The organism is Streptomyces sp. NPDC051183 (assembly GCF_040682455.1).
Taxonomy (GTDB): domain Bacteria; phylum Actinomycetota; class Actinomycetes; order Streptomycetales; family Streptomycetaceae; genus Streptomyces.
In genome coordinates this window covers 1-20,548 of the sequence record NZ_JBFBBA010000052.1, presented here as the reverse complement: position 1 = coordinate 20,548, position 20,548 = coordinate 1, and the positions used below count along the sequence as shown (strand labels likewise).

17 protein-coding genes and 6 pseudogenes are annotated in these 20,548 nt (G+C 68.8%); 15 read left to right on the top strand and 8 right to left on the bottom strand.

Annotated features, from left to right (window positions below):
- Nucleotides 1-55 precede the first annotated feature (55 nt).
- Complete coding sequence (locus AB0M99_RS32675; RefSeq protein ID WP_365926931.1) at nucleotides 56-742, top strand: triacylglycerol lipase; 687 nt, start codon at nucleotides 56-58, stop codon at nucleotides 740-742.
- Nucleotides 743-791: 49 nt separating this feature from the next.
- Nucleotides 792-1,292: a hypothetical protein gene (locus tag AB0M99_RS32670; RefSeq protein WP_365926929.1), complete on the top strand. Its 501-nt coding sequence runs from the start codon at nucleotides 792-794 to the stop codon at nucleotides 1,290-1,292.
- Between the two features lie 954 nt (nucleotides 1,293-2,246).
- On the opposite strand, the gene AB0M99_RS32665 is transcribed toward AB0M99_RS32670, so the two are convergent.
- From AB0M99_RS32665 to AB0M99_RS32650, 4 genes are all read right to left on the bottom strand, one after another.
- Nucleotides 2,247-3,131 (bottom strand): amidohydrolase family protein, encoded by an 885-nt coding sequence (locus AB0M99_RS32665; RefSeq protein WP_365926927.1) that lies wholly within the window; start codon nucleotides 3,129-3,131, stop codon nucleotides 2,247-2,249.
- On the bottom strand, nucleotides 3,128-4,762 hold the full coding sequence (locus AB0M99_RS32660; RefSeq protein WP_365926925.1) for an isovaleryl-CoA dehydrogenase: 1,635 nt from the start codon (nucleotides 4,760-4,762) through the stop codon (nucleotides 3,128-3,130). Before AB0M99_RS32660 ends, AB0M99_RS32665 begins: the two co-directional genes overlap by 4 nt.
- Nucleotides 4,746-5,360, bottom strand: a complete 615-nt coding sequence (locus AB0M99_RS32655) for a TetR/AcrR family transcriptional regulator (protein WP_365926923.1) — start codon at nucleotides 5,358-5,360, stop codon at nucleotides 4,746-4,748. The genes AB0M99_RS32660 and AB0M99_RS32655 overlap by 17 nt, the downstream gene beginning before the upstream one ends.
- A gap of 678 nt (nucleotides 5,361-6,038) precedes the next feature.
- On the bottom strand, nucleotides 6,039-6,818 hold the full coding sequence (locus tag AB0M99_RS32650) for a nuclear transport factor 2 family protein (protein ID WP_365926921.1): 780 nt from the start codon (nucleotides 6,816-6,818) through the stop codon (nucleotides 6,039-6,041).
- Nucleotides 6,819-7,058: 240 nt separating this feature from the next.
- Between AB0M99_RS32650 and AB0M99_RS32645 the strand changes: the two genes are divergently transcribed.
- Entirely contained in the window at nucleotides 7,059-7,457 is a 399-nt protein-coding gene (locus AB0M99_RS32645) for a VOC family protein (protein WP_365926919.1), read from the top strand.
- Between the two features lie 392 nt (nucleotides 7,458-7,849).
- On the opposite strand, the gene AB0M99_RS32640 is transcribed toward AB0M99_RS32645, so the two are convergent.
- Nucleotides 7,850-8,269: a DoxX family protein gene (locus AB0M99_RS32640; protein WP_365926973.1), complete on the bottom strand. Its 420-nt coding sequence runs from the start codon at nucleotides 8,267-8,269 to the stop codon at nucleotides 7,850-7,852.
- Nucleotides 8,270-8,522: 253 nt separating this feature from the next.
- Nucleotides 8,523-9,431 carry an AraC family transcriptional regulator gene (locus AB0M99_RS32635; protein ID WP_365926917.1) on the bottom strand — a complete coding sequence of 303 codons (909 nt, stop codon included), beginning with the start codon at nucleotides 9,429-9,431 and terminating at the stop codon, nucleotides 8,523-8,525.
- A gap of 320 nt (nucleotides 9,432-9,751) precedes the next feature.
- On the opposite strand from AB0M99_RS32635, the gene wrbA reads away from it, so the two are divergent.
- The 6 genes and pseudogenes from wrbA (at nucleotide 9,752) to AB0M99_RS32605 (ending at nucleotide 15,751) form a co-directional block, all read left to right on the top strand.
- Nucleotides 9,752-10,375 carry an NAD(P)H:quinone oxidoreductase gene (wrbA, locus tag AB0M99_RS32630; RefSeq protein ID WP_365926915.1) on the top strand — a complete coding sequence of 208 codons (624 nt, stop codon included), beginning with the start codon at nucleotides 9,752-9,754 and terminating at the stop codon, nucleotides 10,373-10,375.
- 170 nt (nucleotides 10,376-10,545) lie between these two features.
- Entirely contained in the window at nucleotides 10,546-11,205 is a 660-nt protein-coding gene (ribA, locus tag AB0M99_RS32625) for a GTP cyclohydrolase II (protein WP_365926913.1), read from the top strand.
- A gap of 428 nt (nucleotides 11,206-11,633) precedes the next feature.
- Nucleotides 11,634-11,897 (top strand): annotated as a pseudogene (locus AB0M99_RS32620) (DUF2218 domain-containing protein); the annotation flags it as partial.
- A 54-nt stretch (nucleotides 11,898-11,951) separates the two neighbouring features.
- Nucleotides 11,952-12,713: a class III extradiol ring-cleavage dioxygenase gene (locus AB0M99_RS32615; RefSeq protein ID WP_365926971.1), complete on the top strand. Its 762-nt coding sequence runs from the start codon at nucleotides 11,952-11,954 to the stop codon at nucleotides 12,711-12,713.
- A gap of 507 nt (nucleotides 12,714-13,220) precedes the next feature.
- Nucleotides 13,221-14,306, top strand: a complete 1,086-nt coding sequence (locus AB0M99_RS32610) for an ABC transporter substrate-binding protein (RefSeq protein ID WP_365926911.1) — start codon at nucleotides 13,221-13,223, stop codon at nucleotides 14,304-14,306.
- Between the two features lie 614 nt (nucleotides 14,307-14,920).
- The gene (locus tag AB0M99_RS32605) at nucleotides 14,921-15,751 is read left to right on the top strand and encodes an MBL fold metallo-hydrolase (protein WP_365926909.1); all 831 of its coding nucleotides are present in this window, start codon (nucleotides 14,921-14,923) and stop codon (nucleotides 15,749-15,751) included.
- A 182-nt stretch (nucleotides 15,752-15,933) separates the two neighbouring features.
- Here AB0M99_RS32605 and AB0M99_RS32600 read toward each other — a convergent pair whose 3' ends face one another.
- On the bottom strand, nucleotides 15,934-16,089 hold the full coding sequence (locus AB0M99_RS32600) for a hypothetical protein (protein WP_365926907.1): 156 nt from the start codon (nucleotides 16,087-16,089) through the stop codon (nucleotides 15,934-15,936).
- 213 nt (nucleotides 16,090-16,302) lie between these two features.
- Between AB0M99_RS32600 and AB0M99_RS32595 the strand changes: the two are divergent.
- A pseudogene (locus tag AB0M99_RS32595) lies at nucleotides 16,303-16,440 on the top strand (5-amino-6-(5-phosphoribosylamino)uracil reductase); the annotation flags it as partial.
- A 71-nt stretch (nucleotides 16,441-16,511) separates the two neighbouring features.
- Nucleotides 16,512-16,619 (top strand): annotated as a pseudogene (locus AB0M99_RS32590) (integrase); the annotation flags it as partial.
- Nucleotides 16,620-16,756: 137 nt separating this feature from the next.
- Here the strand turns inward: AB0M99_RS32590 and AB0M99_RS32585 are convergent.
- Nucleotides 16,757-16,936, bottom strand: a pseudogene (locus tag AB0M99_RS32585) (DDE-type integrase/transposase/recombinase); the annotation flags it as partial.
- A gap of 228 nt (nucleotides 16,937-17,164) precedes the next feature.
- Between AB0M99_RS32585 and AB0M99_RS32580 the strand changes: the two are divergent.
- The 4 genes and pseudogenes from AB0M99_RS32580 to AB0M99_RS32565 form a co-directional block, all read left to right on the top strand.
- Nucleotides 17,165-17,830, top strand: a pseudogene (locus AB0M99_RS32580) (DMT family transporter); the annotation flags it as partial.
- Nucleotides 17,831-17,888: 58 nt separating this feature from the next.
- A pseudogene (locus tag AB0M99_RS32575) lies at nucleotides 17,889-18,365 on the top strand (transposase); the annotation flags it as partial.
- A 232-nt stretch (nucleotides 18,366-18,597) separates the two neighbouring features.
- Complete coding sequence (locus tag AB0M99_RS32570) at nucleotides 18,598-19,581, top strand: hypothetical protein (RefSeq protein WP_365926906.1); 984 nt, start codon at nucleotides 18,598-18,600, stop codon at nucleotides 19,579-19,581.
- Nucleotides 19,582-19,638: 57 nt separating this feature from the next.
- Nucleotides 19,639-19,971, top strand: coding sequence for a hypothetical protein (locus AB0M99_RS32565; RefSeq protein ID WP_365926904.1), 333 nt, complete (start codon nucleotides 19,639-19,641; stop codon nucleotides 19,969-19,971).
- The last annotated feature ends 577 nt before the right edge of the window (nucleotides 19,972-20,548 follow it).

The following is a 20,548-nucleotide window of genomic DNA, read 5'->3' as shown; positions in this document are numbered from 1 at the left end:
ACCGGCTGCCACAGGCAGCCCGGGCCGCCCCCTTCACGCCATCGGGAGTGCAACCATGCCCATCTCACGCCCCCTCGCCTACGGCGTCCTGGCCGCAGGCCTCCTCGCAGCCCTGTCCCTCCAAGCCCCCGCCGCCGGCGCCCAGCCCGCCGTGGCCGGCCCCGACCCGATCGTCTTCGTCCACGGCTGGAACTCCAACGGCTCCACCTGGGACACCATGGCCGGCCGCTTCAAGACCGACGGCTGGCCGGCCGACCGCCTCGACCAGTGGACGTACAACACCAGCCAGTCCAACGCCACCACCGCCTCCCAGCTCTCCACGGAGATCGACCGGGTACTCGCCGCCACAGGCGCGGCAAAGGTCGACGTCGTCACCCACTCCATGGGCGGACTCTCCTCCCGCCACTACCTCAAGAACCTGGGCGGCGACGCGAAGGTCGACGCCTGGATCTCCCTCGGCGGCCCCAACCACGGCACCGACACCGCCTACTGGTGCGGCGGAGCCTCCTGCACCGAGATGCGCCCGGGGTCCGCCTTCCTCAACGCCCTGAACTCCGGCGACGAGACCCCCGGCGTCTCCCGGTACGCCACCTGGTGGTCGCCCTGCGACAGCGTCATCAACCCCGACAGCAGCGTCGCCCTCACCGGCGCCGCCAACACCAAGACCGCCTGCCTCAGCCACGGCGAACTGCGCACCGACACCACCGTCTACGGCCAGGTCAAGTCCTTCGTCACCGGCTGACCGGCCCCCCACGGACCTCCTCACCAACCCGACAGAAAGAAGATTCAGAGTGAAGAACTTACCGAAGTGGGCTGCGATCACCGCGCTCGTCCTGACGGCGGCGGTCGGCGGCACGACCGCGGCCTCGGCAGGCACGGCCTCCCACCAGAAGGCCGACGGCAAGATCGTGGTCGGGGACGACACCTGTACCTGGACCAACGCGGCCACCAGCGCGAACCCCCCGGGCACCGTGACCATCGACCGGACGACGATCAACAAGCCGGGTGGCAACCTGTCCTGCAGCGGAGGCCTCTCCGCCACCCTCAACAACAGCCCCGTCTTCACCTTCGACGACGCGGCCGGCACCGCCACCGCCGACGTCATCGACATCACCGGACGCCAGGGATTCGTCTCCTGCCGCTACAAGGCGACGAACATCACCTGGGACCGCGACGGGACGACCAGGAACTACGTCAACCGGCCCTTCACCGCGCCCAGGATCTCCGGCGGCTCCCTATGCCCCGGCACCGTGAACGCGGACGCCGGTGACGCGTCCGTCCTGTTCCACTGAGCCCCCACCGCGTTGCGCCCTTGGGCACGGTCTTCCTTCCGGTCTGATACCTCGGACGCGTTCCCCGCAGTGAGGCCGTCGTCAACTCCTCCTCGCGGCCGTATACCGCGCTGCTCAGAACCTCCGTACCAGGGCGGCGTCAGCAGCCACGCCTCAACCGATCATGAAACCGGCAGGTCGAACGGGTTTCCCGCCGGGGTGATCTTTCTCGGGGTGCACGCATGAAGGCAGGGCCTCTCGGTAGCTCGGTTATGAGAATCTGACCGAGCAGTGCCGGGAGGCCCTGGTGTCGTTGTTGTACGCGTCCGAGCTCGTCGAAATCAACTCGACTACACCATCCCTTGATTGCCTCGCGCACGTGCGCGGCCGTCCGGCCCGTGCTCCAGCCGGCCCGAATGTGCCGTACCCCGCGGGCACGCGGCATCGGGCCGCCTCCGGTACCCTCCCCGGGTCTGGCCAGCCCCCCAGCCCGTCCGCCGCGCTGGGCGCCGCGGCGGACGGCATGGCCAAAATCCTACAGGCCCACGATCCTCTCCGCCTCGCCGGATGCGGTCGCTGAGGTGATACTGCGGCGGTGCTGCCCGGCGCCCGTCCGCTCGACGCCAATCTGCGACTCCGTTCCGAGGCGGAGCCCGATCTGAGCGGCCCACGGCCCGGAGTCAGGGCCGCGAGGTCAGGGCATCCGCTGTCCAGACAGTAGGAGCGCGTCCCCCGCAAGGGCTTCCGCGATGTCCTCCGGGCGGCCGTGCGCTGAAGTGCTCCAGCAGGACCTTGCTGAAGACCGCCACCGGCCTCACCGCGACGAGCCCGTCATCGCCGCCCATGCGGGCCTCGGCTGCGCAGAAGACCTACGGCCGCGCACACCCCTGACTTCGGCTCGAACGGGAAACGCTCCTCTCCGGCGGGTCTTCTGGTCTTCTGGGTCTTCGGGTGGACGGCTGCCGCAGTCCGCGGTCAGGGTAGGACGAACATCTTGGCCGCGTTGTCATGGCACACTGCCCGCAGCCAGTCGTCGCCGAGATCCAGTCTGGCCAGCGCGTGCAGCGCGTGATCGTAGGCGTAAGGAATGTTGGGGTAGTCGCTGCCGAACAGGATGCGATCTCCCAGGTCGCGCAGCCGGTGCCGCTCCTCGTACGGGAAGGGGGCGTCCCGCTCGGCGAAGTCGGTGAAGGCCATCGTGGTATCGAGCCTGACATCGGGGTGCCGGTCAGCGAGGTCGAGGAACGCCGGGTAATCGGGGTGGCCCATGTGGGCGATCACCAGGCGCAGTCCGGGAAAGCGCTCCAGCAGCCGGGTGACCGGACGGGGCCCGGTGTGCGCGCCCGCGACCGGACTGTGCCCGCAGTGGATGACGATGGGGGTGCCGTTGTCCCGGAGCGTCCCCCAGACGTCGTCCAGCAACGGGTCGTTGGGGTCGTAGCCGCCGACTTGCAGGTGAGCCTTGAAGATCTGGGCGCCTGCCGCGATCGCTCGGGGGACATAGGACGGTGCCTCGGGTTCGGGGTAGAAGGTGGCCGTGTGGAGGCAGTCGGCAGTCCGGGCGGCGAAGTCCGCGGCCCAGGAGTTCAGCCGGTCCGCCATGGCCGGCTTGTGAGGGTAGACCATGGCGGTGAAGGCCCGTACCCCGAAGGCGCGGATGCGATCGAGCCGCTGCTCCTCGCCCATCCGGTAGGTGATGGGCCAGGACTGTCCGGTGAGGGGGCCGACGGCGTCGAAGTACTCCCAGACCCTGGTCATCACCGGTTCGGGCATGAAGTGGGTGTGCACGTCGACGAGTCCGGGCAGGCCGAGTTCCCGCCAGAAAGCGGTCACCTGCTGCACATCCGTCGGCCGGCTCACGCCGTGACCGTCCGGGCCCGTCCGAGCACGGCTTCGGTGTCGACGCCGCGGGGCAGGGTGCCGAAGGCCCCGCCGTGCTCGCCGCCCAGCCGGGAGGCGCAGAAGGCGTCGGCCACCGCGTTCGGCGCGTGACGCTGGAGCAGCGAGGCCTGCAGTACGAGGGCCATGGTCTCGGTGAGGCGGCGGGCCCGGTACTCGGCTTCGGCGGGGTCGGCCAGCTGCTTGCGCAGCTCCGCGGTGGCGGCATCCAGATGCCGGTCGGCCCCCGCGGCGCCGTCCACTTCGGCGAAGAAGGCCTCGATGGCCTCCGGCGCGCGGGCCATGGCACGCAGCGCGTCAAGGGCGGCGACGTTGCCGGAACCCTCCCAGATGGAGGACAGCGGCGCCTCGCGGTAGAGGCGGGGCATGCCGGACTCCTCGATATAGCCGTTGCCGCCCAGGCATTCGAGGGCCTCGGCGGCGTGCATCGGGGCCCGCTTGCACACCCAGTACTTGGTGACGGCCAGGGCCAGGCGCCGGAAGAGGGCCTCTGCCGTGTCGCCCGCGGCGGCCCGGTCGGTGGCCCCGGCCAACCGCAGGGCGACGGTGGTGGCGGCCTCCGACTCCAGGGCCAGGTCGGTCAGGACGTTGCGCATCAAGGGCTGGTCGATGAGGGCCTTGCCGAAGGCGCGCCGGTGGGTGGCGTGGTGGACAGCGCGGACCAGGCCCAGGCGCATGCCGGAGGCGCTGCCCAGGACGCAGTCGAGGCGGGTCATGTTGACCATCTCGATGATGGTGGCCACCCCGCGGCCCTCCTCGCCGACCAGTTGGCCGTGCGCCTCCTCGTACTCGATCTCGGCGGAGGCGTTGGAGCGGTTGCCGAGCTTGTCCTTCAGCCGTTGCAGGCGCAGAGCGTTGCGGGTGCCGTCGGGCAGCACGCGGGGCAGCAGGAAGCAGGACAGGCCCCCGGGAGCCTGGGCGAGGGTGAGGAACACGTCGGACATGGGCGCGGAGGTGAACCACTTGTGGCCGGTGAGCCGGTACGTACCGTCCGCGGCCGGCACCGCGGTGGTGGTGTTGGCTCGGACGTCCGAACCGCCCTGTTTCTCGGTCATCGACATGCCCGCGATCAGGCCCCGCTTGCCGTTCGGTTCGCGCAGACCGAAGTCGTAGGTACGCGAGGCCAGCAGGGGTTCCAGCCGGCCGGCCAGCTCCGGGGTGGTGCGCAGGGCCGGCACGACGGCGTACGTCATCGAGACCGGACAGGAGTGGCCTGCCTCCGCCTGGCCCCAGACGTAGAACTTGGCGGCGCGGGCGACATGGGCGCCGGGGCGGGGCTCCTGCCAGGGGGCGGCATGCAGACCGTGGCTGACGGCGATGCTCATCAGCTCGTGCCAGGAGGGGTGGAACTCGACCTCGTCGACGCGGTGGCCCCAGCGGTCGTGAGTGCGCAGCACGGGCGGGTTCTCGTTGGCCAGCCGGCCCCATTCGGCGGCCTGTTCGGAGCCGGCCAGCACACCGAGCTCGTGGAGTTCGGAGGCGGCCCAGCCGGCGCCCTCGCGTCCGAGTGCCTCGGTGAGAGAGGGGTCGGCGGCCACGTCGTGACCGTGGTGCGGGGGCACCTGGTTGGTGACCTCATGCGTCTGCGGCAACGTGTCCTCCAAGGGCTCGCAAGCTGAAAGTGATCAGGGCTGGTACGACGTCGCCGCTCGCGGCGTCACCGTCGGCCAGTGGTCCGACCAGCGATTCGGAGACGGCGCCGACGAGTGCCGCGGCGGTGGACTCGGGTGTCTGGGCCGGCAGTTCGCCGCTGGCCACGCCCGCGGCGATGAGCACGGCGAAGACATCGCGAAAGGCTCGGCGGAAGACCAGGCGTTCGGTGTCCACGGCCGGGTCGACGGGTTCGGCGAGAAGGGCGAAAGCTCGCCGGGGGGACTGAAGGGCGCGGGCGGCGAACGTCTCCACCGCGGCGGCGACACGTTCGCCCGCCGTACCGGGCCCAGCGGCGGCGTCCGTGACCGCCGCCACCTCACGCGCGGCCAGGGCGCGGAACAGGGCGGCCGCCAGTTCCGCCTTGCCGGAAAACGACTGGTAGACGCTGCCTGCCGAGATCCCGGCCTCGGCCGCGATGGCGGCCACCGAGCAGCCCGCGTACCCCTCGCGGGAGAGCAGGCGGACGGCGGCTTCCAGCACCTGATCGCGTCGGGCGTCGAGGCGGGCCTGGACAGCGGGAGGTCTGCGGTAGGGCATACAAAGCATTGAAGCACAGATTCACTACTTCATGCCCTCCGGCCGACGCTCATCAAGGCCGGCTCACCCGCGCACGTCCCGGCGTCCGCCACCGTCTCCGGCTGACCGCCGGGCTTCGGGGAGATCGCTGAAGACGCGGCGTCGTCCAGGAGCCTTTGCATGCGGGCCAGACCGGTGGGGTCGGCCTTCGGCCTCTGCAGGCTCCGTACCGCTCCTTGCCGTGCGGTGTGACCGCTCGTGCTCTCGGCACTCCGTCGTCCTGGGCGCCACCGGTGCAGCCGGGATCTCCCTCGTCGAGGCGGCCACGAAGGAGGCAGCATCTGTTTTCGTCAGTTCCCGAGCACTCGGCTGTCGCCGCTCTGGCCAACCGTCAGACAAGCTACGCGTGCGGGTGATGTGCGGCCGTCAGCACGGCTGGGAAGCCGAGGCGGAGGTAGCGTCGGCGGTGCCTGTGCCACGTCCCGAAGTAGGTGTCCGCCGATGCTTCTGGACGGTGCTCCGCTGGCCGTGGTGGTGGATGACACGCTGTTCGAACGGCGCGGGGAGAAGGTTTTCGGCGCCGCCTGGCAACGCGACGGTTCCGCCGCCGGACGCGACAACATCGGCTATGACATCTGCCTCGTCGTCCTGGGGCCTGCTCATGGACCTGCCGTTCGTGCCCCGGCCGGTGTGCGGACGTCAGAATTTGCCGCTGTTGTTCGCCTCGGCTGGGGAGGGAACGGGTTCCGCCACGTCCCAGTGCTCGACGACGAGGCCGTCGGCCAGCCGGAAGATGTCGAACACGGCGGTGGGCGTGCCTGCCCAGTCGACCTCGCTCAGGGTGACGACGAAGTTTCCCTGCCCGATCAGGCGGTGGACCTTGGCGTATCTCAGTGACTGACCCTCGGCTGCGAGGCCGGCCGCGAAGGCCGCGAACCCCTCGATGCCGTCGCCGACCAGTGGATTGTGCTGCACATACTGATACGGAGAGACGAACTCGCCGATTCGATCGGTCCGGCCGCCCTGGAGAACCTCGGTGACGAACTCGCCGACCCGCTGCTTGTTCTGTTCCGTGAGGTCGAGATCGGTGACCTCGGTGGCGCCGTCGGTCTGGGTATGACCAGACGGGGTGGTCAGCCCCCCGGCCGCGATGGTGTCCCAGTGTTCGACGATCCGGTCGTCGTCGTCGGTGTCGAACAGGTCAGCGGTGACCCAGTGGGTCGTCGCGCCCAGGGTCTGCCGGACGTGGAGGAACACGTAGGAGCCGTCCTCGATGGCCCGGACCACCTCGATCTCCCGGTGCGGATTGCGTTCGAGGAACGGCTCGAAGAAGGCCAGGAATCCTTCCTTGCCGTCCGCGACGCCCGTGCTGTGCTGGGTGTACCGGTGGCCCACGTACTGGTCCAGGGCCTCACGGGCCTCACCGTCTCGGATGCCGCGGAGATACAGCCCCACAGCGTTGTCCAGTTTCGCCGTCATACGCACGATTGTGACAGCCGGGACGGCCTGCGTCCTCGACACACGCCCGGGTGTTCACCTCCCGTTGCGGGCCGCTATGACAGGCTGAACGGTCCAGGAGCATGTGCGGTATGTCCCCCGCGCGCCTAACCGAGCACAACGGATGTGAGGAGGCGTCGGATTGCCGGCGTGTCCGGCTGCTTCGACCCGGGCCAGCGCTCGGGTCTGGTGTCCGCAACTTCCTGAAAGGCCGAGCACGACATGCAGGACTTCCCGGCCGGAGCCGAGCTGACCCACATCCGGGTGGTCAGGGACGTCAACCGGTCCCGTGGTTTCTACCGTGACATCGCCGGTGCCGAGCTCATCCGCGAGTACGGGGGCACGAGCGCTGTCCTCCGCTTGTGCGGCACCTGGCTACTACCGGTCACAGGCGGCGGACCGACCGACGACAAGCCCACCATGCCCTTCACCGAGCTCGAGCACCCCTACACGGTCAGCCATGCCATGACCTTCTGGGTGAGCGACTGCCAAGCCGCCTACGACACGCTGCGCGCCCGGGGCGCGCGGTTCTTGACCCCGCCCGTGGACCACGGATTCGAGGTGCGCTGCTTCTTCCGAGACCCAGATGGACACCTGCTCAAACTGAGCGAAGCACGGTGACGGCCCCCTCGCGCATTAGGACGGAGCCCGCTTTCGACCCCGTCGAAACAGTGCTGAATGCCTGGTGCCGAGGTCGGATCCCCGTCCTCCCCGACAGATCTCAGGACGCCCATCAACCTGCGGCGCCAAGGACATGGCCGACTGCGCTGGACGGTCCCGGCTCCACACCCGCCGGCTCGCTCCTCGCTCTCGGGGGATGGCTTGCACTGCGCCGGACGGGCAGCGACACGGTGGCCCGGATCTCCGATCAGAGCACAAGGATGACTCCGGGTCGGCGAGCCCCTCGGCTGGCCGCTGCCGAGACTCTCACCGCCGCTTGCCCCGGCAAGGACCGCTGACCCGGGGCGGGCCAACGGGCGCGGCGCCCGGCGACGAATGCCGGTCAGCCCGTTCTAGCGGAGGTCGAAGAGCGGTCCGGTCACGGTCAGACCGAGGTCGCTGCCCGTACGGGCGATGAAGCCGAACAGCATGAGTGCGGCGCCCGCGAGCGCCAAGTCCTTCTGGAACTGGACCATCTCCATCTGACGCGCCTGGGCATCAGTCTCCTTCCAGAAACCGTGCATCAGCAGGGCGGTCGGCACGAGGAATACGACCAGGAGCAGCGCCCCAAGGTCCGGCCAGATCCCCAGCAGAACGCTCAGCCCGCCCGCGAGCAGCAGTACACCGCTGCCGAACACAGCCGGAACGGGGGCCAGCACGCCCCGCGATGAAGCGTAAGCGGCCATGGCCCTGGACTGGGTCATGTGGGCGAATGCGCTGCCGAGGAACAGGGCCGCGAATAGTACGCGTCCGATCAGCACGAGGACGTCCATAGCGGCCTCCAGCACGAGTTCGATAGAAGCACCGATCTCACGCCTCCAGGCTACCCCGAGCACAAGACTCACGCCGGGCCCACCGGCGTAATGTCTCGGCAGCGCCGACCGCGAGCCGCGTCCAGCTCCGGTTGTAGAGGCCCGGTCCGATTGCCCGGTATCCCCCGACTGTGCGCCGCCGACTGCGCCATCCGGGGTGGCGGACCCTATGCTCCGGGCACGAGCTGACAGGCCCCTCCGCGCCCTCGCGCCGTCAATCCCCGGACGGGTCGCGGCGCTCGGCGGACCGGAACGCACTTGGCGAGGCACCGCTGCGCTGCTGGAAGTACTTCGCGAAGTTCGCCGCGTCCGGGAATCCGAGCGCCACACCGATCCGGGAGACCGGCGCGTCCGAGTGCGCCAGCAGCCGCTTCGCCTCTAGGACCACCCGGCTGTCGATGAATGACTTCGGGGTCTGCCCGGTCGCCGCCCGTACCGATCGGGCCAGCGTACGGCGGGAATAGCCCAGCCGGTCGGCATACTCGCTCACGCTGCGTGTCCGCGCGTAGTCGCGTTCCACCGCTGCGCGGAAGCGGACGAAGGGGGTTCTGTCGGTCTCCGGCCGGGAGGGGGTCACCCGGGAGGCGACCTGGGCGGCCCGGAGCAGGAGGACGGACACCGAGTGCCGCAGTACCTTGGCCCGCACGTCCTGCGGCAGGGTGAGGATGTCGAGGTACTCGTACCGCAGCGCCTGCAGAGCCCGCTGAAGGCCGGCCAGCTCCCGCTTGTCCGGGCGCAGCACGGGCGGGCGGTCCCAGTCGTACACCCTGGCCGCGTCGATGGTCGCGCGGGGTAGAAAGCCTTTCCGGACGGCCACCGCTGTCGCGTCGTACCGTGCGGGATCGGAGAAGTGATGAACCTGGCCGGGCCAGGTCCACAGCAGGTCCCCCGCTGTGAGCTCGTACTCAGTGAAGTCGATCACATGGGTGACCGGACCGCCGTGGAAGAGGATCACCACCAGGAAGTCCGCGCGGTGCGGGCGCGCCATCCGGGCTGCCAGCCCGGCCTCGGCGAACTCCCTCACGGTCCGGACCTGAAGATCCGCCTCCAGCGAGCCGGGGGCCGGGAAGCCCTCGACCTCGATCGTGTCGTACGCGCTGTCCCGCCGCCGGGTATTCGCCATGGCATCGCTCCTCCCGGGGCGCCGTGCGGATTCGTACGCGGCCATCGGGCGGCGGCCCCCGATCCGGCCATCCGTCCGTCGGTTTGTTTGTTCGTCTGTTCCTCTGTTCGCCTGTTCGTCCGTTCCGACGGTTGCGCCTCCCGGCCAGTCCCACTTTCACAAGGAACCGGCCCGTGCGCACCTTTTCCGGTAGTCCGCCTGCTTCCTAGATTGGGCGGGCCGCCTGAGGATCCGATCCCTCCGGCACCCGAAGCGCGACTCGCCTCCGGCCTTCTCCGCCTGGAGAGAGCGCCAGCCCATTGAACGAGAAGGACACTTCCGTGATCACCGCCGCTCCCGTCAGGCTTGCCGTCGTCTACTACTCCTCCACGGGGGTCAACACAGAGATAGCGCAGCTGATCGCCGAAGCCGCCGAGAAGGCCGGCGCCGAGGTCCGTCTGCGCAAGGCCGCCGAGTTGGCTCCGCAAGCGGCGATCGACTCCAACCCCGCATGGGCCGCGAACCACGCCGCGACCGCGGGTATCGCGACCGCCACCCCTGACGACATGATCTGGGCCGACGCCGTGATCTTCGGAAGCCCCACCCGGTTCGGCAACATCGCCTCACAGCTGAAGCAGTTCATCGACACCCTGGGCGGGCTGTGGATGCGCGGACAGCTCGCCGACAAGGTCTACAGCGGCTTCACCACGAGCTCCAGCGCCCACGGCGGCCAGGAGTCCACGCTCCTCGCCCTGTACAACTCCGTTCACCACTTCGGCGGCATCCTGGTCGCCCCCGGCTATACGGACCCCGCCAAGTTCGCCGACGGCAATCCCTACGGCACCAGCCATGTCGACGCCCAGGGGCACAACCCGATCAGCGACACCACTCGCGAGGCCGCCCGCGTCCAGGCAGAACGGGTCGTCCACGTGGCAGCCGCCCTCAAGGGCCGCCTCGCGACCTGATCGCGCCGCCACCGTCGACTGGGGCAGGACCGGCCCGGCGACGAAATCCCGGCGGCGGAACTTCTGCCGCCGCCAGCGGCAGGGGACATCTCGACATTGTTGAACATTGAACTGTATGCTATGGGCCCAGTAGTTCGAATTTGAATCACTCTTCATCGAGCGGAGCCCTCATGACAGAGATCCCAGCCGCGACGGTCCGCAGCCGGGTGCGTGTCCCGCTGCACCTCGGCGACGGCTACAGTGCCGAGGGGCAGGTGGTGACCTTCCACGGCCTCGTCGACGGCGCAGAGCACCTGGCCATCGTCCTGGGAGACCCGGACAGGGCGTCGAGGCCTCTGGTTCGCCTGCATTCCGAGTGTCTGACCGGCGACGTCTTCGGCTCGGCCCGCTGCGACTGCGGTCCGCAGCTGCGGGAAGGCGTGGAGAAGATCACCGACCAGGGCGGAATCCTGCTCTACCTGCGCCAGGAGGGTCGCGGCATCGGCTTGTACCGCAAGCTCGACGCCTACGCGCTCCAGGACCAGGGCCTGGACACGTACGCCGCGAACACCGCGCTCGGCCTCCCCGAGGACGCCCGCGACTACACGGCCGCCGCCCAGATGCTCACCGCTCTCCGCGTCCGGGAAATCGACCTGCTCACCAACAACCCCGACAAGGCAGACCAGTTGCGCGGACGGGGCATCGCGGTCCGCGACCAGGTACCCACCGGTGTCTTCGCCACCGCCGACAACCTTCGCTACCTGCGCGCCAAGGTGGAACACACCCGCCACACCATCCACCTTGGCGGCCTGGCCGAGAGCGGTACACGCGTGAGCACTCCAGTCGGCTGAAACACCCGCTAGACCGGTCCACGGCCGGAAGCCTGGCGTTGCTGCTCCGGCTGCGGTCTCATGACTGCTACTCGGTCACCGGCGAGGTGGTCACCTTCGATGGCCTGGTCGACGGCACCCGAGAAGGGCCGCGACCACAGCACGGCGCAGACGCTTACCGCCCTGAACAACACCGAACTGGACCTTCCAACCGACAACCCCGACAAGGGCCGCCAGTTCCGCGAACTACGGATGGGCGTCCGCGACAGCCCATGGGGGCTTCGCCACCGACTCCAACCCGCGCAACCTGCACACCAGGGCGCAGCACACCCAGCACACGATAAATCTGGCCGCCGCGGCCGATCTGGCGGCGCGGTCTGCTGACCCCCTTCCGGAGTCGGTCCCACCCAGGGGCCACCGACGAAATCCGAACCCCCTGGAGGAAGCTCATGCCCGCATCCATCGCCCGTGTGGCGACCAAGGCCGCCCACCGCTACGCCAAGCAGCTGGCCGCGCACCTGGGCCGGAAGATCCCGGTCGAGGAGACGCCCGAGGGCCATCGCCTCACCTTCCAGGAAGCCGAGGCGCTGCTCACTCCCGAGGACGGTCACCTGGTGATGCGGGCCACCGCTGCCGACACCGCCGCGCTCGCCACCGTCCAGGACGTCCTGGGCAGCCACCTCGAACGGTTCGGCCGCCGCAACGAACTGACCGTGACCTGGGAGGAACCCCGAGTGGCTGAGAACACCCCGGCCGCGGGCGGCCGGATGCCCGCCCTCTACCTGTCGCACGGCGCGCCACCGCTGGCCGACGACCCCCTTTGGCCCGGCGAACTCGCCGCTTGGTCCGCCGACCTGCCGCGCCCGAAGGCAATTCTGATGATCTCCGCACACTGGGAAGAAGCGCCCCTGGCCATCGGCGCGACCGAGACCGTGCCGCTGCTCTACGACTTTTGGGGCTTCCCGAAGCGGTACTACCAGGTGACTTATGCGGCCCCCGGAGCTCCCGAGGTCGCCGAGAAGGTCCGCAAGCTGCTGCGCCACCCCGGCACGCCGGTCCATGACGTCCCCGACCGCGGTCTCGACCACGGCGCCTACGTCCCGCTCAAGGAGATGTACCCGGGCGCCGACATTCCTGTCCTGCAGATCTCCATGCCCACCCTGGACCCGCGAAAGCTGATGGAGATCGGCCGTCGTCTCGCCCCGCTGCGAGAGGAGGGCGTCCTGATCGTCGGGAGCGGCTTCTTCACTCACAACCTGCGCGCCATGGACTTCCAGCACAACCGGGTCCCGTCGATGATCGCCGAGTTCGACGACTGGGGCCGGCGCGCCCTCGAAGACCAGGACCTGGACGCGCTGCTGGACTTCGAGCACAAGGCACCGGCCGGATCGTTCGCGCACCCTCGCACGGAGCACTTCGCGCCGCTGTTCGTGACCCTGGGAGCAGGGCACGAGGATATGGCAGCGCAGCGAACCGTCATCGACGGCTTCTGGTCCGGCATGGCCAAACGCTCCCTCCAGATCGGCTGACCGAACTCCTTCTGAGAAGTGGGCACGCCATGAAAGCCGTGACCGTCACCGCCTTCGGAGCGCAGCCCCGAATCGTCCCCCTTCCCCTCCCCGAGCCGGGCAGCGGCGAGATGTTGGTCCGCTCCTGCAGCGAGTACACCCTCATCTCCGAGCACGGCAAGGTGTGTCTGGCGTGGCTTGAGTCTGCGCCGTCGAGGTCGGCTGACCAGGCAGGCGAACGATGAGGCTTCACGGCGCGCGTCGAGAGCGTGCAGATCCACCCTTCGTTTCCCGTGTCGCGGTGCCCATCGTTCCCATCTCCGGGCCCGCAGGTGTTGGCCGCCCACCCCGACGGCGTCGATCCGGTCCGGGACCTGGTCCCCAAGACCGTCATCATTCCCTGACCCGCACACCACACGTCATGGAGCAACGGGACAGCCTGCGCCCCGATGCTCGCCACCACCACTCAAAGGACACGAAGTGAACGCGAACAACGGATCGACATCCGACAGATGGAGTCGTCGATCGGTGCTCAGGGCCTCCGCCGCAGCGGCGGCCGGTGCAGCCGTCACGGCGGGCTGGACGAGTACCGCGTCAGCGACGGCAAGAGCAGGGGGCTACGCCGCGGAGGAGGAGGCGCTGGCCGAGCTGTACGCGGCCGCCAAGGCCGAGGGCGGCAACCTCGTCTGGTACAACGGCGGAGACGGCAAGGAGCAGGGCTCCGACACCGTCGAGAGGTTCCAGGCGCGTTTCCCCGGCATGCGCGTCACGAAGCTGACCGACTACAGCAAGTACCACGAAACCCGTCTCGACCTGCAGTTCGCCGCCCGCAAAGTCGAAGCCGACGTCACCTCTCTGCAGAACGTACACAGCTTCCCCCGTTGGAAGCGCGAAGGCCGGCTCCTCCAGTACAAGCCGCTCGGCTGGCGGTCCGTGCCCGCGCACATCAAGGACCCCGACGGCTTCTTCACCGCCACGACGGTTCTCTCCTTCTCCAATGTGGTCAACACCAACGTCATCCCCGCAGCCTCCGCACCCCGCGACCCCAAGGACTACCTGGACCCGAGCCTGAAGGGCAGGCTGGTCTTCTCCTACCCGACCGACGACGAGGCCATCCTGCTGGCCTGGAAGTACATGATCGACCAGTCCGGCATGGGCCTGGGCTACATGGAAGCCCTGATGAGGCAGGACCCGCTGATCGTCCGAGGCACCGGAGCGATGAACAACGCACTCATGTCCGGGCAGCGGGCGGCTTCCTTCTCCAACATCTGGTCCCGCACGCCCCTTGCCGGACTCGTATGGCAGGCACCCGCGCGCAGTCGGTTCATGACCTGGGGTCAACCCTCGGCCATTCTCAAGGCCGCCACACACCCTGCTGCCGCGAAACTGTTCGTCAGCTGGAGTCTGTCCCTCGCCGAGCAAGCCACCGCCTTTCAGTGGCCAGCCCGCCGTGATGTCGCCACGTCCGGGCCGTTCGCGGACCTCTCTCAGCTGAACACCGATCAGCACGACTTCATCGACTGGCAGTCCGACCGCGCCGAGATCGAGAAATTCCGGCTCCAGCTCGAGTACTTCGTCGGCACTCCCCAGGGCCCCAATCCCGCGATGACCTGACACCCACACCGGCGGGCAGCCTCCTCCGCCGTGCGATCGCGGCCGGTCTCGCGCCCGAAGGAAAGTCCCTGACCTACCCCGATCTACACCGTCTGATCGGCCAGGAAAACTTCGCCCTCAACTTCAGCGAAGCCGACTGGGCGGGCAACCCCACGGCCGTGTTCGACACCTTCCGGCTGGAAGACGGCCTGATCGTCGAACACCGGGGCGTCGCCGAACCCGTTCCGTCGACGGCCGAGGAGAACAACAGGGCAAGCTCTGACCACCCGGCGCGGAGAGGGCCGCCCCTGCCTGATCCGGCCGCCAGCGGGCCCGGTTCGACGGCGACGCGTGGACAGACGCGTGAACAAGGAAGGGCGTACGGTCCCCTGCCACCATGAGCGAAGCCTCCCGGAAGCCAGGGACGGCCAGCCGCTGCTTCCACCTTCCCACCGCGACATGTCCCACTTTCACCTGTCCTCGACGCGCCCCTACCTTTCCTCCGGCCGGCGGAGCCATACGCTTAAAAGACGGACGGAATCAACAATTCCGGTCAATCTCGTGAAAGGAAGCCTGTTGAAGCTGTTCGGCTCCCACCACAAGCACCAAGCAGAGAGCACCATGAGGAGAATTCCATGAACGGCACGGTTAAGACCATCGACCTGGACGGGCTGAAGGCCCACGTGTACACCGCCCCGGACGAATCCGTACTCGTGAACACGACGGTCTTCGAGCTGGCGGACCGACTCATCGTCGTGGACGGCCAGCTCTTCCAGAAGTTCGCCCGCGAGGTCAGCGACTTCATCGAGAGCCTCGGCAAGCCCATCGACCGCTTCATCCTGACGCACGGACACCCGGACCACTATTCCGGCTTCCAGACCCTGACCGAACGCTTCCCCGGCGTACAGGTCGCGGCTCTGCCCCCGGTCCGCGAATACCTCGCCCGGACGGGCCAGCAGGTCCTCGACGTCCGCAGGAAGGTCTTCGGTGACGAGGTCGCCAGCCGGATCGTCGTCCCGGACGCCGACATCGTGCCCGGTGAGGTGGTCATCAGCGGAGTGCGGTTCCTCTTCCAGCACGTTGAGGAGACGGAGTCGGACCACACCCTCACCATCACCCTGCCCGACCACGGCCTCGCCCTCGTCGCCGACCTGCTCGCCGCCGCTCACCATCACCTGTTCACCGTCAACCCCCACTTCGACGGCTGGATCGCCGGGGTGAACGAGATGCGGGCAGAGGTCGGCCGGTACGGCCTGAAGACGATCATCGTGGGCCACGGCGCCCCCGTGGGGGCGGACGTGCTGCCCGCGAGCATCGCCTACCTCGAAGCCGCCAAGAAGGCATACGCGTCGGCGGCCACCGCCGAGGACTATGTCGCCGCCCTCAGCGCGAGCATGCCCGACCGCACGCCCGAAATGTGGCTGGGCTTCTCCAGCCAGATGCTCTACGGCCACATCAACCCGTAGCACACATCCGGAAAGCCGCCTGCCGCCACCTTCGCTGGCTCCTTGTGGAACGGCGTCGGTGGCTGCGGCAGGCCGGCTCGGCTGCCTGGCCAGCATGGTCATCCCGCGCAGCAGCATCCAGTTGCGGCGCAGCCAAACCCACCCGCGCGATCGAACGGTGCTTTCGGCCCCCAGGTGTGGGTCTACGCCCGCCAGTGCAGGAACGTCGGTCGTGTCTCCGCGTACGTCAGCCGACTGCGGGTGATCTTCAGGATCTCGGTCAGCTCGGGCATGTGCAGCCGCCGGCGGGCGGGCGCCCCGGGGGGCATGGCGAGGAGGGAGTAGTAAAGGTGCGGCACGCCCGCCTCCGCCTGAAGTCGGCGGTTGATCGTGCCTTCCAGAAGCGAGGAGGCGGAGGCGTACGAGCGCCAGGCGCGCTGTTCGGCGGGGGAGAGTCAGCGGGCCGGCCTGCTGCCGGTCTATGCATTGATTAGAAGTTGAACCACTGAGTCCAGCCGGGCTGGCCGACGCGAGCCGGTTCGAACCGCCGAGAGCCGGAGGGCGCGTCTCCCATGCCCCATCCCTACGTCATGCTGTCCGCCGCCGTCTCCCTTGACGGTTTCATGGACGACACCGGGCCCGAGCGGCTGCTGCTCTCCGGAGCGGCCGACTTCGACCGTGTCGACGAGGTGCGGGCCTGGGCGGACGCCAGCCGAGGTCTTCGAAGAGCAGCTACGCTCGCTGAAACAGGCCGGTGTTGCAACGACTGGTTGAACCCACCCAATACACGTCCCATCAATTCCGCGATCTACTGGGCGAGTTGGACATGCGGCAGAGCATGGGACGCACCGGTTCGTGCTTCGACAACGCCGCCGCGGAGAGCTTCTTTGCCGCATCGCCCGATCAGCACGCCACTGCCGACGCACCCCCTCAGAAACATCGCTGGTCTTCAAACTCCAGTCCGCCGTGGCCACGTCGCACCTCTCCTCGATCAAGGTGTTGCGACGACCGATTGAATCCACCTTGCGACCCGCGATCGGAGTGAAAGATCGCGTTTCCTGCCGTTTGCCCGCCCTCATGGGCCATTCGGATGGCGTCTGCGACCAGTTTGGTGCGCATATGGTCGGCCATCGACCAGCCCACGACCTCCCGCGTGCACAGATCGATCACCGTCGCCAGATACAGCCATCCCTCGACCGTCGGCAGGCAGGCTGGCCGGGGTGTCCTCGCGTACCGACTGCTCGCTCATCCGGGCAAGGCTACCCAGGCCCAGCCCGGGCGCGCTGCGGGATGCGCCAAAGCCCTCCGTCGACACGATACCGACCGGCTGCGGGTCATGCGCACCACCCTCTGCGTCGCGGAGCGCCTGAACCCCCACACCCCCGTGATCCCGGGCCGGTTCCCCGGCACGAACGACCAGGCCGTGACCCTCCGATGAGCGGCAACCGCATCGTCGCGGACTGCGCCCTGACCGCCCTCGCCACCACGGTCTGGGGCTCGACGTACGTGGTCACCACCGAGTTCCTGCCCCCGGACCGGCCGCTGCTCGCAGCCGTACTCCGGGCCCTGCCGGCAGGTCTGGTCCTGCTGCTCACAGGGCGCTCGCTGCCGAGCAGCGTCTGGTGGTGGCGGGCTCTGGCCCTCGGCACCCTGAACATCGGCGCCGTTTTCTACCTGCTGTTCCTGGCTGCCTATCACCTGCCGGGCGGGGTTGCCTCCCTGCTGGGATCCGTCCAGCCCGTGCTGGTACTGGTGCTGTCCGCGCTCCTCCTCAAGGACCGGATCACACCGGCCCATGTGATGGCCTGCGCGCTGGGAGCGGCGGGCATCGCACTGCTGGTGCTCCGGCCGGCGGCGGGCCTCGACGCGGTCGGCGTGGCCGCCGGCCTCGCCGGCGCGCTGAGCCTGGCCTGCGGGCTCGTACTCACCAAGCACTGGGGCCGCCCCGAAGGGACCGGGCTGCTGACCTTCACCGGCTGGCAACTGACGGCCGGCGGCCTCCTCCTGGCCCCGACCATGCTGCTCGCCGAGGGCCTGCCGGCCACCCTCACCACCGAGAACCTGGGCGGCTTCGCCTACCTCGGCGTCATCGGAGCCCTGCTCTCCTGCCCGATCTGGTTCCGCGGAACAGAGCGGCTCCCCCCACTGGCCGCCTCCCTCGCTCGCCGCTGTCCACACCCAGCGCCGGGCGATGGAAGCCCAGATCAACGCTCTGCTGGAGGCTCACCCTCTTTCCCCGGTCCTGACGTCGATGCCCGGCGTCGGCGTCAGGACCGCCGCCGTCCTGCTGGTCGCCGTCGGCGACGGCACCAGCTTCCCCACCGCCGCCCACCTCGCCTCCTACGCCGGCCTCGCCCCCACCACGAGGCAGTCCGGGACCTCGATCCACGGCGAACACGCACCCCGAGGCGGAAACCGGCAGCTCAAACGGGCGATGTTCCTGTCCGCCTTCGCCTGCATGAACGCCGACCCGGCCTCCCGCACCTACTACGACAAGCAACGCGCCCGCGGAAAGACCCGCACCCAGGCACTCCTCCGCCTCGCCCGCCAACGCATCAGCGTCCTGTTCGCCATGCTCCGCGACGGCACCCTATACGAACCCCGGACACCGACGGACGTCGAGCTCGCCGCATAGCCCCCGCAGGCCCGAACCACCCGAAACCCGACAGAGGTGCCTTGACGAAAGACATAGAGGCACCCCCCCAGAGAGGTTAAGTGTGGTAACGGCCCTCCACCACCCACTCACCCCGGGTGCGCGAGCCCTGCGCCGCCTTCGTGCACCGTGACATCCGTGATCAGCCACCAACCGGTATCACGGTGGGTCACCAGGGCCGTTACCACACTTAAAGGGAGTAGGGTGCTGAGGTGTGACGAACCATCTCCACAGCACGACCTGCGGCCCGGACGAGAGCGAACCCTGCCCGTACGCCCACGACTCCTGGGTACGCCTCGACCACTGGACAGCCGGCGGCTCGCCCTACCACCTGGAGTCCGGGGCGTTCTCCCCCGAAGCCCGCCGCCACTACCAGGGGTACGTCACCGACTGGCTGCGCTGGTGCGACCGCGCCGGCCACAACCCGTACACCCTGGACCGCCTCCTGATCGGGGACTGGATCGGCGAGGAACACGCGGCCCGGCCACTCGCCACCCGGGGCGTCATGGTCTCCGCCGTCCGCTCCTACTACCAGCACCTCCTGGCGCTCGGCGCCGCCGACGGCATAAGCCCCGACATCACCCGCGCCGCCCTCACCGGAGCCGTCGTCCCCACCGACCCGCTGCGCACCGGACTGCGCGGCGACGGACCCCGCTGGCTCATGCAGGCCGCCGACCGCCTGAGCGGCCCCGACGCCCTCCGCGACCGCGCCGTCATCTACCTCCTGCTCAACGGCTACTTCGGCCACGAGAAACTGCGCCCAGGAGCGATCCTCGCCCTCGACGTCGAAGACGGCACCAACGAAGGCTTCCGCACCACCTGGAAGATCCGCCCCAAAACCGGCGACACCACCGGCACCGTCACCGTCACCATCAGCCGCGACGCCGCCCGCATCCTCGACACCTACACCGGCCTCACCCGCGCCGGAACCCTGGAACCCGACCCCATCTTCGGCCGCCTCACCAACCCCAAATACGGCACCTACCCCAGCCGGGGCGCTCTGCTGACGACGACAGCCGCCCGCGCCCGGGGCGCCCGCATGGCCCGCTCCGACACCATCAACCGCATCGTCCGCAACACCATCGCCACCCACGAAGAACTCGCCCCCCACGTCAGCCGCCTCTCCGCCGACTTCATCGCCGCCACCCCACCCCCCGGCAAACACCCCAAGGACCAGGACGACCAGACCGAAGGATGAACAGCACCCCGCCGGCCGCGGTGCATGGCCTTGGCAGGGTTTGAGAGGATGGGATTCATGGAGCTGAAGATCGGCCAGACGGACAGCTCGGCGGCGGCGGCTTGGGGCGGGCGTCCGGCAATCGGGAAGACACTGCCGGACAGTGCAAGCATCCGTGTGTGCGTGAAGGTGTTGAACGGTGTAGTGAGCGAGATCGAAAGTCGTGAATCGGCAAAGAAAAAGCGGTGGTTCTCGTGGCGCCGGTGGCGTGCAAGCTCCCCGTACTTCCTGATCGTCGATGACGACCGATTGCTTGCCGAGCACCCTACGAACGCGAAGCTACGCGACCTGGTCGCTACCGTTAGGCGTCGCGGTCCTGCCGTTGATGTGGTTTTGCTGCGCCCGCGGTAGACCGGGCAAGGGCCCGCCCGTGATCATCAGGTCAGTGTGTCTTGAGCGCGCGGACACTCCTTAGGGCGTCCCGGAGCGTGATCCGGGCATTGTGGAGGTGACGACCGCCGCTCGCCCAGTACCAGCCGAGAATGCGGCGTCGCAGAGGCAGCGGGCCGTTACTGTACCGGCCGAGCCACAGTTCTCCGGCGGGCTCCGGGTACGACTTGGCCGGGCGCCCCTCGCTCATGCTCATGTGCACTGCTCCTTGCTGATGACGGCCGTGGGCGAGTAGCCGCCACCCTTGTCCGCCATGCCGTCGGGTTCCTTCAGCGCCTCCACGGTCGCGTGGTACCTCGTACGGTACGCCCCAGGGGTGCAGGGGACAGCCAGCTTGGACTGTTTGGTGACCCCCTTCGCGGGCGCCTTGTCGAAGGCATCGCGGTCCACCTCGACCCAGCCGTCGGCCTGCTTCCGCTCGACGATGACGGTCAGGCTCTGCCTGAGTGGGCGTTAAGTCCGATCTTCCTCGGTTCGTGATCGCTCGATCGTGGTACTGATCGCGGTCCGGGCCGCTTGGTGGGCATGTCCATGTTGA

Bases quoted from the DNA above. Each gene is read 5' to 3' on its own strand.
- AB0M99_RS32675 (WP_365926931.1), top strand. From the start codon at position 56: ATGCCCATCTCACGCCCCCTCGCCTACGGCGTCCTGGCCGCAGGCCTC.
- AB0M99_RS32655 (WP_365926923.1), bottom strand. From the start codon at position 5,360: ATGCCCTACCGCAGACCTCCCGCTGTCCAGGCCCGCCTCGACGCCCGA.
- AB0M99_RS32650 (WP_365926921.1), bottom strand. From the start codon at position 6,818: ATGACGGCGAAACTGGACAACGCTGTGGGGCTGTATCTCCGCGGCATC.
- AB0M99_RS32645 (WP_365926919.1), top strand. From the start codon at position 7,059: ATGCAGGACTTCCCGGCCGGAGCCGAGCTGACCCACATCCGGGTGGTC.
- AB0M99_RS32640 (WP_365926973.1), bottom strand. From the start codon at position 8,269: ATGGACGTCCTCGTGCTGATCGGACGCGTACTATTCGCGGCCCTGTTC.
- AB0M99_RS32635 (WP_365926917.1), bottom strand. From the start codon at position 9,431: ATGGCGAATACCCGGCGGCGGGACAGCGCGTACGACACGATCGAGGTC.
- ribA (WP_365926913.1), top strand. From the start codon at position 10,546: ATGACAGAGATCCCAGCCGCGACGGTCCGCAGCCGGGTGCGTGTCCCG.
- AB0M99_RS32615 (WP_365926971.1), top strand. From the start codon at position 11,952: ATGCCCGCCCTCTACCTGTCGCACGGCGCGCCACCGCTGGCCGACGAC.
- AB0M99_RS32605 (WP_365926909.1), top strand. From the start codon at position 14,921: ATGAACGGCACGGTTAAGACCATCGACCTGGACGGGCTGAAGGCCCAC.
- AB0M99_RS32565 (WP_365926904.1), top strand. From the start codon at position 19,639: ATGGAGCTGAAGATCGGCCAGACGGACAGCTCGGCGGCGGCGGCTTGG.